The following is a 14,538-nucleotide window of genomic DNA, read 5'->3' as shown; positions in this document are numbered from 1 at the left end:
TTATTACTTTTTCGTCAATTAAGCCAATTGTTTTCATTATGCCTGTTTTTTATTGCTTGAATTTAAGAATCCTGACTACCGGATTATCATCTTCCAGAAGTTTCTTTGCAACTTTCTCGCCATTACCTTTCAATCGTTTACCTTTGTAAGCATCTATAACGGATGATGCCTGAATCAGTTCGGCAGCCATATTTTTTGCAATGGCTGGTGTTCCATTTGGCCCACCCCATCTTCCTTGTCTCCAAGATTTCGTTTCATATTCTGTATCCCAAATAGATGCTTTGTTTATTTCTCCGGTTTTAAAGTCGTATATGAATGTAGGAATCTTTCCTCCTGTTGAGTTAAAATCTAATAGAAACGTACCTATCAACATAAATTTGTCGGTTGTTAAAAAAGGAGTCCATATATTTCTGGGTTCATGGGTATGGATTGATGGGGTACGGGTTAATAGAGGAATTAGTCCCTTGTTTGGAGATAATTGATACAGTGTGTCGGATGATATATCTGCAATTATTATATCTGAACCATAATGCATGTTTTGGGGATAAATAAATGTAATGGGTCTCCACATATTACCCTCATGTTTGACGATTTTATTTGAATATCTTTTCGAGAACTCTAAGCTCAATATGGAAATCAAACTGCCGTCCTTTTTGGACATGAGCCGGTAAGGGGCTTTTTTAGTCTTGTTCTCATGTCCGGGCTCTATAATTACTTCGTCATAGATAAGCAAAGATGTGTCATCATAGTTTAGAATTTGTATGTTATTTCCAAATCCTTTTATTTTCAACGTTCGCTTATAATTACCTTTTAGTGAATAAATCTGGATAAATTGGGAGCACACATAGATTTCATCCTTTTTATCATCTAAAATTGTATTGTTAATCCATAGATATTCCTGAGCACTTTGTCCTTTGTGGTTAAAATGAGAATATAGTTTTCCTGTATTACGGTTGAAAACAAAAATATCACCTAATTGAGGTTCATGTATGAGAATGTATTTATCGGTAACGGCAGAAAGAGTTGCCATTCCACCCAATAAAATATCATCGGTAGTTTCCAATGGTACATACTCAATATCTGCCATATCCTCCAGTCGCATCTTTTTTTGAGGGTAATCTTTTGAAAAATCAAATACAAGCAAGTTGCTCACCTTTGATTGGGAATTTACTACTTGGCTTCCCAATAAAAAAAAGGATATTAGTAAGCTGAAATGTCTTGTTTTCATAAGTATTTTATTAAGTAATGTATAGAATGAGGCTATTATTTTACCGATAATATATAAGAATGAAGGTAAATGAAGGTCATGTAATGAAAAAGGAAAATAATTGATCTGACTTGCGAGCCATTCATCCTTGTTCAGACTATTGGAATAATATTATATATATTCCAAAAGGTATATCATTCGGGTGAATTATATTTTTGAAAAAATCATAACCAAGATTTGTCACTGTAGTTCAATATTGTTACAAAAATAGTAAGAATAAATGAATCATTTTAATTTGTTGAAAATAAATATAGAGTATTTTACCAATACCGTTCGTTTTGTTTCGGATAGATTTAGCTACAAAATAGGTGTAATCAATAAATATTGTTCCAACTTTCAGTCACATAGATAATAAAAGATGTGGAAAAGTTTTGTATTTAGAAGAAAAGCCGTACCTTTGCAAGCCGATTATTATCAAATTGTACTAAGAGTTTAGTTCTTAGCACATTGTTACTTCATGTGTCCGTAGTGGCAATGTTGCTGAGGCGTTTTTGAGTTATTAATTAAATTATTTTTAAGCAGTGGATACTTTAAGTTTTAAGACCATTTCTGCAAACAAAGCAACTGTAAACAAAGAATGGGTTGTTGTAGATGCAACAGGCCAGACATTGGGTCGCCTTTGTGCAAAAGTAGCAAAGCTTTTGCGCGGTAAGTACAAACCAAATTTTACTCCGCACGTTGATTGTGGTGATAACGTAATTATCATCAATGCAGAGAAAATCGTTCTGACAGGGAATAAATGGAACGATCGTGTTTATGTGAGATATACCGGATATCCCGGCGGACAGATCGAGTTTACTCCGGCTGACCTTTTGGATAAAGGCGCAGACCGTCTGTACCGTAAAGTAGTTAAAGGTATGTTGCCTAAGAATCGTCTGGGTGCTAAGTTACTGAAGAATCTGTATGTATATACAGGAACAGAGCACGTACACGAAGCTCAGCAACCTAAGTCAATCGATATAAACTCATATAAATAATAACTATGGAAGTAGTAAATGCAATAGGAAGACGTAAAGCAGCAGTTGCTCGCGTATTCGTAAGCGAAGGTACGGGAAAGATTACTATCAACAAGCGTGATCTGGCTAATTACTTTCCTTCTACAATCCTTCAGTTCATTGTAAAGCAACCGTTGTCAAAATTGAACGTTGCAGAACAATATGATATTAAGATCAATCTTGATGGCGGAGGTTTCAAAGGTCAGTCTGAAGCTGCTCGTTTGGCAATTGCCCGTGCATTAGTAAAGATTAATCCTGAAGACAAATCTGCTTTAAGAGCAGAAGGCTTTGTTACTCGTGACCCGCGTTCTGTTGAACGTAAGAAACCGGGACAACCGAAAGCTCGTAAGAGATTCCAGTTCAGCAAACGTTAATGTTATTTGTGAGTTTCTTACAACGACTAAGCGTTTAGTATCTAAATTATCGGGATTTCTTTTGCATGCAGATGTGCCGGAGGACTACCTGATGATTGAGTTAAACAAAGAATGTAAACGATTTTAAAAAGAAAACAATGTCAAGAGTTAATTTTGATCAGTTATTAGAAGCCGGAGTTCACTTCGGACACTTAAAAAGAAAGTGGAACCCCGCAATGGCTCCTTATATTTTCATGGAGCGTAATGGTATTCATATCATTGATTTATATAAAACAGTTGCTAAAGTAGATGAAGCAGCAGAAGTAATGAAAAACTTGGCTAAACAAGGTAAGAAAGTGCTTTTCGTTGCTACTAAAAAACAAGCTAAACAAGTTGTCGCTGATAAGGCTGCTTCTATAGGTATGCCTTATGTTATCGAACGCTGGCCGGGTGGTATGTTGACAAACTTCCCGACTATCCGTAAAGCTATCAAGAAGATGGCTACTATCGATAAGATGACAAAGGATGGTACATTTGATAATCTGTCAAAGAGAGAAAAACTTCAGATTACTCGTCAACGTGCTAAGTTGGAAAAGACATTGGGTTCTATCGTAGACCTTACCCGTCTTCCGTCAGCTTTGTTTGTTGTAGACGTGATGAAAGAACATATTGCAGTTCGTGAAGCTAATCGTTTAGGTATACCTGTATTCGGTATGGTTGATACAAACTCGGATCCGAATAACATTGATTTCGTAATTCCAGCTAATGATGACGCTACAAAATCTGTAGAAGTTATTTTAGGTGCTATCTGCGAAGCAATGAATGAAGGTTTGCAAGAACGTAAGGCTGAAAAGATCGATACTGAAGCTGCTGGTGAAGATTCTAAAAAAGAACGTAAAGCAAAAGCTGCAGTAAAGAAAGAACGTACGAAGAAAGAAGACGACGATGCGTTAAACGCTAAGGTTGCCGATAAGTACGCTAAAGATATAGAAGAATAATTCATTCTTAAATATTACGGTGTGTCTACTTTGCGGTTAACATTTAGTTATGCTGCTGGTTGGCACACCGTTTTTTTATTAACTACTAATTAAAAAAAAGATAAAAAGATTATGGCTGTAACTATGGCTGATATTACCAAGCTGCGCAAAATGAGCGGGGCTGGTATGATGGATTGCAAAAAGGCATTGACTGAATCTGATGGCGACATCGAAAAGGCAATGGAAATTATCCGTAAAAAAGGACAGGCGATTGCTGCTAAACGTTCTGACCGCGAAGCTGCTGAAGGTTGCGTGTTGGCAAAAAAAGACGGTGGATTTGCTGCTATCATTGCTTTGAAGTGCGAAACAGACTTTGTGGCTAAGAATGAAGATTTCGTAGCGCTGACTCAGGCTATCCTGGATGCTGCTGTGGCTAATAAATGTCAGACTTTGGATGAAGTAAAGGCTTTGCCTATGGGTAAGGGTACTATCCAGGAAGCTATCACTGACCGTAGCGGTATCACTGGCGAGAAAATGGAATTGGATGGTTATAGTGTAGTTGAAGGTGCTTACACTACTGTATACAATCATATGGGCAAGAACCAGCTTTGTACGATCGTTGCTTTTAACAAAGAATCAGAAGAAGCTGCTCACAACGTCGCTATGCAGATTGCAGCCATGAACCCTATTGCTATTGATGAAGCTGGCGTTCCTGAATCAGTAAAAGAAGCTGAAATACAGGTGGCAATTGAAAAGACAAAGGCTGAACAGGTGCAAAAGGCTGTAGAAGCTGCTTTGAAGAAAGCAGGTATTAATCCTTCACACGTAGATAGCGAGGACCACATGGAAAGCAATATGGCTAAGGGGTGGATTACTGCTGAAGACGTTGCTAAGGCAAAGGAAATTATCGCTACAGTTTCTGCTGAAAAGGCTGCTAATTTACCGGAGCAAATGATTCAGAATATCGCTAATGGTCGTCTGAGCAAGTTCTTGAAGGAAGTTTGCTTATTAAACCAGGAAGATATTATGGATGGTAAGAAGACTGTGAAGGAAACTATGAAGGAAATCGATCCTGAATTGCAGATCTTGTCATTTAAACGCTTCACTTTGCGTGCCGAATAATTTGCGTTAGCAAAGAATGAAATAAAAAGGGAGACTCTGATTAATTTCGGAGTCTCCCTTTTCTCATTAAGAACTTAATTTCTCTTATTTTAAGGCGGCTAAAGCCTTTTTGATACGCTTGATTGCTTCCGTGATATTTTCATCACTGGTTGCATAACTCATGCGAATACATTCAGGTGCTCCGAAGGATGTACCACCAACACAAGCTACGTGAGCTACTTCCAAAAGATACATAGCTAAATCATCAGAATCATTGATTGTATGAGTGCCATCTGTCTTTCCAAAATAATAGCTGCATTTAGGGAACAGGTAGAAAGCTCCTTCCGGATTGTTTACTTCAAAACCTGGAACTTCTTTGGCCTGCTTAACGATCAGGTCACGACGACGTTCGAATGCTTTACGCATTTCTTCAACGGGTTTTTGTGTACCGGTATAAGCTGCTTCTGCTGCTTTCTGAGATACGGAACAAGGACCGGAAGTGTATTGCCCTTGTAGTTTATTAACTGCTTTAACGATCCATTCCGGACCGGCAATGAAGCCGATACGCCATCCAGTCATTGCGTATGCTTTGGAAACACCATTTACGATCACTGTGCGATCTTTCATTCCTTCTACAGAAGCAATGCTATTGTGTTTACCTATATAATTGATATGTTCGTAAATTTCATCAGCTATTACGATGATATTCGGATATTTCTTTAATACGTTAGCTAAGCCTGACAATTCTTCTGCACTATATACGGAACCAGTCGGATTAGATGGAGAGCATAGAATTAATGCTTTTGTTTTTGGAGTAATTGCTGCTTCTAGCTGTGCTGGAGTAATTTTGAAATCTTGCTCGATGCCCGCTGTAACGATTACAGGCTTCCCTTCTGCTAATTTTACCATTTCTGGATAACTAACCCAGAAAGGAGCAGGGATGATAACTTCGTCGCCCGGATTAACCAATACCATGATTGTGTTGCAAACGGATTGTTTAGCACCATTCGCACAAGAGATTTGATTGGCTGTATATTCCAGATCGTTCTCTTTTTTCAGCTTGGCAACAATTGCATTTCGTAATGCAGGGTAACCCGGTACAGGAGAATAACGTGAAAAGTTATCGTCAATCGCTTGTTTGGCTGCTTCCTTGATGTAATCGGGAGTATTAAAGTCTGGCTCTCCCACACTTAAGTTAATAACGTCGATACCTTGAGCTTTAAGTTCATTGCTCTTTTGAGACATCGCCAATGTTGCGGAAGGCGAAAGACTTGCTAAACGGTCTGAAACTTGTGTCATGACATTGCTTTTGTATAGGTTGTTTTATATTGATGCAACAAAATTAGTCAATAATTGGGATTGTTACAACATTTTGTTAATTATTTGATGTTGTGCAGCACGTGTCCCATACGTTCTTTTTTAGTCTTCATGTAAAATTCATTATATGGGTTTGGCGAAACCTCTATAGGGACATTTTCCACCACTTCCAGACCATATGCTTCCAAGCCTACGCGTTTTACCGGATTATTAGTCATTAAGCGCATTTTATGTACACCTATATGGCGTAGTATTTGAGCTCCAACTCCATAATCACGTTCGTCGGCTTTATGTCCGAGGTGTAAGTTGGCGTCAACAGTGTCCAGCCCGTTTTCTTGTAATTTGTAGGCTTTCATTTTATCCATTAAACCGATTCCGCGCCCTTCTTGGTTTAAGTATACAATGACACCCTTCTCTGCTTTTTCAATCATGCGCATAGCTTTATGCAATTGCTCTCCGCATTCGCACCTCATAGAACCGAAAATATCCCCCGTTGCACAAGAAGAATGTACACGAACTAATAATGGTTCGTCTTTTTTAATATCTCCTTTTATTAGAGCGATATGTTCTAATCCGTTACTTTTCTGGCGGAAAGGGATCAGGCGGAAATGTCCGTATTGCGTAGGCATATCCACTTCTACTCCTTTTTCGACAATCGATTCGGTTTGAAGGCGGTAAGCAATCAAATCTTTGATGCAAATAATTTTGATGCCGAATTTTTTGGAAACTTCCATAAGTTCGGGAAGGCGTGCCATAGTACCGTCTTCATTAATTATCTCTATTAGCGCACCGGCCGGATATAATCCGGCCAAACGAGCCAGATCGACAGCGGCTTCAGTATGTCCTGAACGACGTAATACACCTCTGGAACGGGCACGTAACGGATTAATGTGCCCCGGACGTCCTAAATCGGAAGGTTTTGTGTCCGGGTTTGCCAATGCTAGTATTGTTTCAGCCCGGTCGTACATTGAAACCCCTGTTGTGCAGTTTCCTCCTAATTTGTCCACTGTAACAGTAAATGGTGTCTCCAATAAAGAGGTATTGTTGGCAACTTGCATTTCAAGTTCTAGTTCTTCACATCGTTCTTCCGTAATTGGAGCACATAATACGCCACGACCGTTTGTGAGCATAAAATTCACTTTTTCAGGAGTTATTTTTTCTGCTGCTACAATAAAGTCACCTTCATTTTCACGATCTTCGTCATCTACTACTATTAAGAATTTCCCTTCGCGAAAATCCTCTATTGCTTCTTCAATAGTGTTTAATTTGATTTCACTCATATCGTTTGTTTTTAATCTTTGCAATAATTATTAATCATAGGTAATAAATCAAGGCTTGTCTTTTGTATCACCTGTATATCATGGCACAGTAATTTGCGTTGATATGTTGCTAATAAATATACAGGTAGGCCTATTGGTATGAAAAGACCAATGGCCAATCCTACTTTGCCTGTCATTTTATCGTTTAACTTAGCATAACTTCCTATTATGGGATAATCCATTAGTTTGTTTAGAATTAGATTTTGATCGGAATTACTTAGTTCTTCGACTATAGCTTCCATCTCTTCGGCTAATTTCCGGGCTGTATGATCTTTGCCTCCTTGCTTCCAGAATTTGATGTAGTTTAACCATCGTTTATGGGTGGCTATGTAAACTTTGCTGTCTTCCGCCAGCTTTTCTATACGTGGAATAAGATTCTGATAATCCGGGTTGTATATAATAACTTCTTTCTTTTCAACTTTGCGTCCAGAACGTTTGCCTATCAGATTTTTGATTGCGTTTAAGTAAGTGTCTGCATTTAATATTACAGAATCATTTACGGCTTTATAGGTGAGGAAAATACCTAGTGGGGCAAGTACGGCAGAACTTAGCCACATACCTTCTAGTGCAGTCCACACACCGTCACGGGCCATCTTAAATCCAATGTTATCAATAATATAATAGAAAATGAACAAAATTACGGAAATGATAACAGGCATACCTAATCCTCCTTTACGGATGATAGCTCCTAAAGGAGCTCCAATAAAGAAAAATACCAGGCAGGCAAAAGATAGAGTGAATTTTTTGTGCCATTCTATTATATGACGTCGGAGTTTATAAGCTTCGTCGCCTATTATCATAGCTTTAAAATAATTTTCGCTTTTTGTGCTTTCAACAGTAGCTTTGGCTCTTGTTAGCAGTCCCGATTTACTACCTGGTGTTTGTGCCAGATAAAGACTGTCAAAGTTCATAACAATAATAGGTTCCTCTTTTTTTTCTATTGTTGTTTCGTTGCTTTCTTTCCTAGTTTTGTTTGATTTTAAGGACTTTTTGTAAGAACTTTCGACAATAGATTTGGCATTTATTTTCTTTATACTGTCCAATCGCATAGTCATAGAGTCGATGGACGTTTGTAAATCATCCAATTTTTTGCCCATGTATTGGTTCTGCATGAATGATTCATCAGTACGGGTAAAGTTAGCATCAAATTCAATCAGAATATCTTTGGTTTTAAAGCTTTCTCTACGATAAGGAACGGCCGATTTGTTTTGCAAGTTAGTGCCTTGGCTTTTCAAATTTTCAAAAGATTCGCCATTGAATAATGATAATATGAGGTATAGTTTGTTGGTTGATGTTTTCAGACGGCCTGAGTCGGCAACAATAATACGGGCATTATTAAACCCTTCCGAATAGTCGTATATCATCATGTCTTTTAATAATCCTGATGAATTGTCTTTGTGGCGTACATATACATTAAATCCGGTGATTTCTTTATAGAATACACCTTCCGGTATATCCAGCTCGGGAGATTTTTGTCTCATGGAATATAATAATGTATAGAGCTTGACCTGTGCGATAGGCATGATGTTATTCTGAAAGTAAAAAGCACCTACGCAGACAAAACTGATTGTTATTATAAGCGGTTTCATGATGCGTATAAGTGATACGCCTGCAGATTTCATAGCTAGCAATTCCAACCGCTCTCCTAAATTTCCGAAAGTCATCAGTGAAGCGAGAAGTATGGCAAGTGGAAGTGCCATAGGTACTAAAAACAAGGCTGCATATAGAAACATTTCCGCTAGTACGGGAATTCCTAACCCTTTTCCAACCATGTCATCTATATACCTCCAAAGAAACTGCATCAATACAATGAACAGACAGATGCCGAATGTCATTAAAAACAGCGGCAGGAAAGTCTGTAGCATAAATGTATATAATCGTTTTATTTTCAACATTGCCTTTATTCCATTGGAGTGACAAAAGTAGCGTAAAAAACGATATGAACCTTACTATTTCTCTAAAACTACCCTAAATCCCTAGGGTTCTCTTCAATTCTTCTACTTGCGAGTCCCATAATTCAATAGAATCTGCTTTTTCATGAGGTTCTGCAAAATCAGTAATTTCTAAAGAAGTGGCACCGGTGAGTTCCACTGTATGTATAATGAATTCGAAATAGGCGTTTTCGTCTTCTTCTTCCATCCAGCGATAGCGGATGCTGGCTTCTGCTTTCATAGATAACACTTTTGCTTTTTCCTGATCTTTGTTCCAAATAAAGGTATATATATTATCATTTACGATTACATTGTCTGCAAACCATGCAGACAATCCGGGTGGGGTAGTGAGGTGATTCCACAAACTTCTTCTGGAGACTTTTTCAAAAACGTATTCGATATGAAATTTTTCTTTTTTCATCGGTAACACTGTTTATTGCGCACTAAGATACACAAAAGATTTGAAAACAGACAATAGTTTGTTTGAAAAAAAACTTCTCACAGTTAATAATTTAGTTTGGAATGCTTGAAAATTGCTGATTTTTTTCGCTTAAATGTTGCATAATATAAAAATAACTTCTACTTTTGCAGCGTCAATCAAAGAAAAGATGGCGAGATAGCTCAGCTGGTTAGAGCGCATGATTCATAATCATGAGGTCCCCGGTTCAATCCCGGGTCTCGCTACAAATAAAAAGGCTTTTGAAATATTCAGAGGCCTTTTTCTTTTGGTATAACTAAGATTCTATCGTAAAAAGTTAACCCCAGATTGTTTAGCAATCTGGGGTTTATAATTATGTAACCTCACGGTTATATTAATTAGGTTTGCTTGTACAAATTAAGGGATTTATACAAACAGAGTATAGGGTAAAATTTTACAAATTGTATTGTGTCTTCTGTTTGCAAAAATAGTTTATCGGATAATTCCCCGGAAGGTGTATTTGTATCATAAGAACGAGGTGTTTGTGTCGAATGCAAAAAAAAGAGCGCACACGCGGAACAATCCGAATGTGCGCCAATATGCATATAAAAAATTGAGGGTCAATATTTGTTTAGTAAATTAAAGACGTCTGGTAAAGTTGTCTGTAATTACTTTGCAAACTTGTTCTACATTAAAACTTCCGTAAAATAAAAATTATATGAATATTCTTATCTTACAGCAGATAATTTCTTTTCTCAAAGCACATTAATTATTGATAAACTCAAATGAGGATTAGGCATGTTTTATGATAAAAACAATTTGTGAAAATTTTACCCTTTCCTATTCCTTTATTTATATGCTTAAAATAAACCCTATACTCTGCGAGAAAAATCCATATTGAGTTATAAGCCCTTATTAAAACTCAGAGTCCCTCGTAGACATTACAAATATAAATGGAGTTTTTTATATGAAGTATATTGTGTAAATTAATAAATGTTAAACATATTATATTGCTATGCAAATGTATTATCAGTGTTTTATTCTGTGTTATTTATATGTGTAAAATAATCACAGGTGATATTTTTGCACTCATTGATAGTATTACCTGTTATAGGGTGGAAATATATATTGGCATGTATTCGTATCAATGTGATACATTTGCAATCAGTGTATATGTATGTGTCTTTTTATATAGCAAATATTTGTATATGCGGAAGTATCAAAAACATATGTATTCCTATCACCGAGATTTGGATATTTGAAAAAAAAGAGTGCACATTCTGAATAATCCGAATGTGCGCCAATATGCATATGAAAAATTGAGGGCTTGTTTTTTAACCTACTGTAACATTTTGAATGGTTGTGTTCCAAGGAGTTACTTTAATTGAACAATTATTGAGTGTGAAGTTAAAATTTACATTTACCTGTTCTCCTGCGTTTGCTGACGATATCTCGCCATTTTTTGCATTTTTACTCGAAAAAATCATTTCATTGTCTCTATAAAGCTCTATTACGATATTATAGGCAGGCAAAATTGGGGTTGTTTCTGTAACAAGCTCGTTGTTGTCGTTAAAATAGGCCGGAATAATATATTCAACTTCATTACCTGTTAATTCTCCCTTGTAATTAAATGAACTTTTGGATTTTTTTACTTTGTAATAATAAGAACCTTCAGTCGTTCCATATTTTTTATTGACTCCTTTTGTATTGATTGCTAAAGAAGATACTTTGCGCTCTATGTTTAATGTTTGAATGTCAGAAGATTTGGTTACAGGACGATTTAATGTAATTTGTCCATAGAATAAATCACCGGGAGCAGATGTTACAACACTATTGTTCTGTTGTAATTGTATTTTTAAATCGGAAATAATATTTGCAGAATTCAGGAAGGCTACATTTTCACCTTCAGATAAACCACCCCACGCAATGACGGTGATCCGGTCGGAATCCGGACAATCTATAGAAACTGCTTTGCGTTGTAAAAGAATTGATTTGTCAAGGTTGATCTGTTTTACAAATTCATTGTTCTCATTAAACACAAACAAGGTCGCATTTTTAACGGCGCCTTTTGTTGTAATATCTTGACCTTTTGCTAAAGTTTTAATTACTAATGAATATGGATTGGATGTAGGTTCTGATTTTGTATCATTTATACCACTGCTTATAGTATCTTCACTGTCAGAAGAACATGCATTGAATGAAAATATCATAACAAATGATAACGTAATTGCAAAAAAAGTGCTCGCAGAAATACCGTTTTTTTTCATAACTTTTGAATTTTATATGCATTAATATTTTAACTTGTATAAGGAAGAAGAACCCTCATTCTTTTTGTCTTCCTTTGAATTCCGGACCCTCATCCGGTTTTCTTGCCTCGTTACGTTGCAAATGTAGATACTATTTCTATCCATCCAAATATAAACTGGGGATATTTAAAAAAACGTGGTGTAAAATATGTTAAATGAATCGTTTGGAGTTGTTTTATGTATTGTAATAGTTTCAAAACAAGTGATAAAAATATCTTTATAGGTGCATTTGTGCCATGTGAGATGAAGGCGCTATATTTTTTTATAGGTGGTATTTGTGTCAAAATCATGTGTGTTTATTTTATTTTGTACCTATAGTGTTAGGTGGTGATCCAATCATTTGCAGTCGAATATTTTTGTTATTAAACAAAGATTATTTGATAGCAAAACTTTCTTTTAATTTCCTTTCTGATATGAATTTTTATTTAGACCTTTGTATATATACTATCTTAAAAATAAGAGCGTTATTTTGAGATATTGCAAACTGTAATTACAACCAAATTTAACTCTTATGGAAGTTACTCTAATTATTTTGTTGGCTTTATTTTCATTAACCCTGTTTATATATGTATTCAGGCAAAAATCATCTGTCAGTATTTTTATGCAGATGCAGTCTGATTATGAAAAATTGAAAATGAAAGTTGCAGAACAAGAGGGCGATAATGCGAGTTTGAAAACGATCAATAATGAATTGCAGGAAAAGCTGAAACAACAGGAAATTTCCATTTCTACTTTGTCGGGTAATAAGCGTGAGTTGGAACAATTGCTTGTTACCAAGATAAAAGAGAATGATGCCATGTTGCGTGAAGTTACCGAAAAAGAAGAAATAGCAAACCAACTTGTAAAAGATGCCGAAAATATACAAGATACCTTCTTCGTCGAAACGGTTCATGAGATGCGAACTCCGCTATCTTTGGTATTAGGCTCTCTGGCCTTAATTGTCCAAAATAAAAATCCGGGAGAAGAAATGTCTACTCAACTACTTTCTGCTTATCGTAATACGCTGGCTCTGCAAGATTTGGCGGATCAGTTAGTAGGAACGCGTTTTAATAATGATGTAGCTAATTATTTGCGTATTGCCCGATATGATATGGTCGATATGTCTCGTCAGATTTGTGATTTGTTTGTGGATTGGGTTGCTATGAATAATATAGATTTCAGAGTCAATACCCAAACAGATATGCTGTGGCTTTGGCTAGACCGCCGTAAGTTTGAATATGCGTTGCGTACTTTGTTGACAAATGCATTTAAAAATACCTTTAGCTACGGGAAAGTTATCCTGGATATTTCAGTTGTTCGTAAGGATAAGAAAGCTTATTGTGCTTTATCTGTTCAAGATGAAGGTTTGGATGAAAACGAAACTGCTCGTCGTGGTTTGAAACAGATTATTGATATGGTGAATGATATAGGGGGGATTTATAAACGCGAACTTAATAATAATGGAACCTCTTATACATTATATATACCATTAGGGAAACAACATTTGCTCGAAAGACGGGTGGAATTTGTTGAACCGGAGGCTGATTTGGTTAAATTGAATGAAGATCAGAAAGAAGAGATTGCAAATCTGATCCGGATTATTCCGCAAAAGAAAATTACGACGGGAAAGAAATTGCTGATTATTGATGATAGCGATCAGATACGTTGGTTTCTTAAACACATATTTAATAAAGAATATCAGATACTGGAAGCCCGGAATGGAGAAGAAGGCCTTGAAGTGGCTTTCAGGGAATTACCGGATTTGATTCTTTGTGATGTAATGATGCCTGTAAAAGATGGTATAAAAACTTGCCGCGAACTTAAGAGTGATAGCCGTACTGCTCAGATACCTGTTGTTATGCTGACGGCTAAAGTGGAAAGTGAAGATATTGTTGTTGGTATAGAAGCGGGGGCAGACGATTATATTACAAAGCCTTTTGATATAGAAATACTTCGTACCAAAATAAACGGATTATTGAAACGCCGTGAAGAACTTTGGCAATATTTTGCCGATTCGGCAGGAGTTAATTCCGGCGAAGAGGATACCGTTGATATATCTTCTTCAAATAGTAAGAATTCCAACCCGTTTATGGATGCAGTAATGAAAAATATAGAACAACACTTGGATGATTCCACCTTTGAGGCAAAGGTGTTGGCAGACTCATTGAATATGAGCCTGCCAACATTATACCGTAAAATAAAACAATATTCGGATTGTAGTATTTTAGAGTTAACCCGGATTGTCCGTCTTAAAAAAGCGGCAGAACTTCTTCTTACCCAACAATATTCTGTGCAAGAGGTGGCAGAGATGGTTGGATTTAATGATACGGCTACTTTCCGTAAGCGTTTTACGGAACAATACGGTGTAACCCCTTCCCAGTATGGTGTGCCTGTATAAATCGGTATCAAATAAAATCATATTTTAAAAACCTCTCCAATTTAAATTGGAGAGGTTTTTTATTTTTAGCCTGCCCTGTAAATAAATCTTGTATTTTCTCTCTTTTTACAGTGTGTTTCTATCAAAGCGCTGATAAAAAACGGGTTGACTTTTTTACCGATATTAATTGATACATTT

Annotated in this window: 11 protein-coding genes and 1 tRNA gene; 6 read left to right on the top strand and 6 right to left on the bottom strand. The window is 36.5% G+C overall.

Annotation, left to right across the window (positions count from 1 at the left end; translation table 11 throughout):
• Window positions 1-49: 49 nt before the first annotated feature.
• Entirely contained in the window at window positions 50-1,228 is a 1,179-nt protein-coding gene (locus CTY47_RS09320; protein ID WP_099464486.1) for a 6-bladed beta-propeller, read from the bottom strand.
• A 560-nt stretch (window positions 1,229-1,788) separates the two neighbouring features.
• On the opposite strand from CTY47_RS09320, the gene rplM reads away from it, so the two are divergent.
• From rplM to tsf, 4 genes are all read left to right on the top strand, one after another.
• A complete protein-coding gene (gene rplM / locus CTY47_RS09315) occupies window positions 1,789-2,244 on the top strand; it encodes a 50S ribosomal protein L13 (RefSeq protein WP_099464485.1) in 456 nt (151 codons plus the stop codon).
• Window positions 2,245-2,249: 5 nt separating this feature from the next.
• A complete protein-coding gene (gene rpsI / locus CTY47_RS09310) occupies window positions 2,250-2,636 on the top strand; it encodes a 30S ribosomal protein S9 (protein ID WP_099464484.1) in 387 nt (128 codons plus the stop codon).
• Window positions 2,637-2,773: 137 nt separating this feature from the next.
• Window positions 2,774-3,613, top strand: a complete 840-nt coding sequence (gene rpsB, locus CTY47_RS09305; protein WP_099464483.1) for a 30S ribosomal protein S2 — start codon at window positions 2,774-2,776, stop codon at window positions 3,611-3,613.
• Window positions 3,614-3,724: 111 nt separating this feature from the next.
• On the top strand, window positions 3,725-4,714 hold the full coding sequence (tsf, locus tag CTY47_RS09300) for a translation elongation factor Ts (protein ID WP_099464482.1): 990 nt from the start codon (window positions 3,725-3,727) through the stop codon (window positions 4,712-4,714).
• An 84-nt stretch (window positions 4,715-4,798) separates the two neighbouring features.
• On the opposite strand, the gene CTY47_RS09295 is transcribed toward tsf, so the two are convergent.
• The 4 genes from CTY47_RS09295 to CTY47_RS09280 form a co-directional block, all read right to left on the bottom strand.
• Window positions 4,799-5,992, bottom strand: a complete 1,194-nt coding sequence (locus CTY47_RS09295; protein ID WP_099464481.1) for a pyridoxal phosphate-dependent aminotransferase — start codon at window positions 5,990-5,992, stop codon at window positions 4,799-4,801.
• Window positions 5,993-6,072: 80 nt separating this feature from the next.
• Window positions 6,073-7,290 (bottom strand): bifunctional 3,4-dihydroxy-2-butanone-4-phosphate synthase/GTP cyclohydrolase II, encoded by a 1,218-nt coding sequence (locus CTY47_RS09290; RefSeq protein ID WP_099464480.1) that lies wholly within the window; start codon window positions 7,288-7,290, stop codon window positions 6,073-6,075.
• 11 nt (window positions 7,291-7,301) lie between these two features.
• Complete coding sequence (locus CTY47_RS09285) at window positions 7,302-9,194, bottom strand: LptF/LptG family permease (protein ID WP_099464866.1); 1,893 nt, start codon at window positions 9,192-9,194, stop codon at window positions 7,302-7,304.
• A 103-nt stretch (window positions 9,195-9,297) separates the two neighbouring features.
• Window positions 9,298-9,681 (bottom strand): START-like domain-containing protein, encoded by a 384-nt coding sequence (locus tag CTY47_RS09280; RefSeq protein ID WP_099464479.1) that lies wholly within the window; start codon window positions 9,679-9,681, stop codon window positions 9,298-9,300.
• Between the two features lie 189 nt (window positions 9,682-9,870).
• Here CTY47_RS09280 and CTY47_RS09275 point away from each other — a divergent pair.
• Window positions 9,871-9,944, top strand: a tRNA-Met gene (locus CTY47_RS09275).
• 1,068 nt (window positions 9,945-11,012) lie between these two features.
• On the opposite strand, the gene CTY47_RS09270 is transcribed toward CTY47_RS09275, so the two are convergent.
• Window positions 11,013-11,945: a FimB/Mfa2 family fimbrial subunit gene (locus CTY47_RS09270; protein WP_099464478.1), complete on the bottom strand. Its 933-nt coding sequence runs from the start codon at window positions 11,943-11,945 to the stop codon at window positions 11,013-11,015.
• 673 nt (window positions 11,946-12,618) lie between these two features.
• Between CTY47_RS09270 and CTY47_RS09265 the strand changes: the two genes are divergently transcribed.
• Window positions 12,619-14,361, top strand: coding sequence for a hybrid sensor histidine kinase/response regulator transcription factor (locus CTY47_RS09265; protein ID WP_394340714.1), 1,743 nt, complete (start codon window positions 12,619-12,621; stop codon window positions 14,359-14,361).
• Window positions 14,362-14,538 lie beyond the last annotated feature (177 nt).

The organism is Parabacteroides provencensis, from assembly GCF_900232875.1.
Lineage (GTDB): Bacteria > Bacteroidota > Bacteroidia > Bacteroidales > Tannerellaceae > Parabacteroides > Parabacteroides chinchillae.
This window is presented reverse-complemented; position numbering and strand designations above follow the sequence as displayed.

Coding starts and splice junctions, on each gene's coding strand:
- CTY47_RS09280 (WP_099464479.1), bottom strand. CDS start 9,681: ATGAAAAAAGAAAAATTTCATATCGAATACGTTTTTGAAAAAGTCTCC.
- CTY47_RS09295 (WP_099464481.1), bottom strand. CDS start 5,992: ATGACACAAGTTTCAGACCGTTTAGCAAGTCTTTCGCCTTCCGCAACA.
- CTY47_RS09285 (WP_099464866.1), bottom strand. CDS start 9,194: ATGCTACAGACTTTCCTGCCGCTGTTTTTAATGACATTCGGCATCTGT.
- tsf (WP_099464482.1), top strand. CDS start 3,725: ATGGCTGTAACTATGGCTGATATTACCAAGCTGCGCAAAATGAGCGGG.
- CTY47_RS09270 (WP_099464478.1), bottom strand. CDS start 11,945: ATGAAAAAAAACGGTATTTCTGCGAGCACTTTTTTTGCAATTACGTTA.
- CTY47_RS09265 (WP_394340714.1), top strand. CDS start 12,619: ATGAAAGTTGCAGAACAAGAGGGCGATAATGCGAGTTTGAAAACGATC.
- CTY47_RS09290 (WP_099464480.1), bottom strand. CDS start 7,290: ATGAGTGAAATCAAATTAAACACTATTGAAGAAGCAATAGAGGATTTT.
- rpsI (WP_099464484.1), top strand. CDS start 2,250: ATGGAAGTAGTAAATGCAATAGGAAGACGTAAAGCAGCAGTTGCTCGC.
- rpsB (WP_099464483.1), top strand. CDS start 2,774: ATGTCAAGAGTTAATTTTGATCAGTTATTAGAAGCCGGAGTTCACTTC.
- CTY47_RS09320 (WP_099464486.1), bottom strand. CDS start 1,228: ATGAAAACAAGACATTTCAGCTTACTAATATCCTTTTTTTTATTGGGA.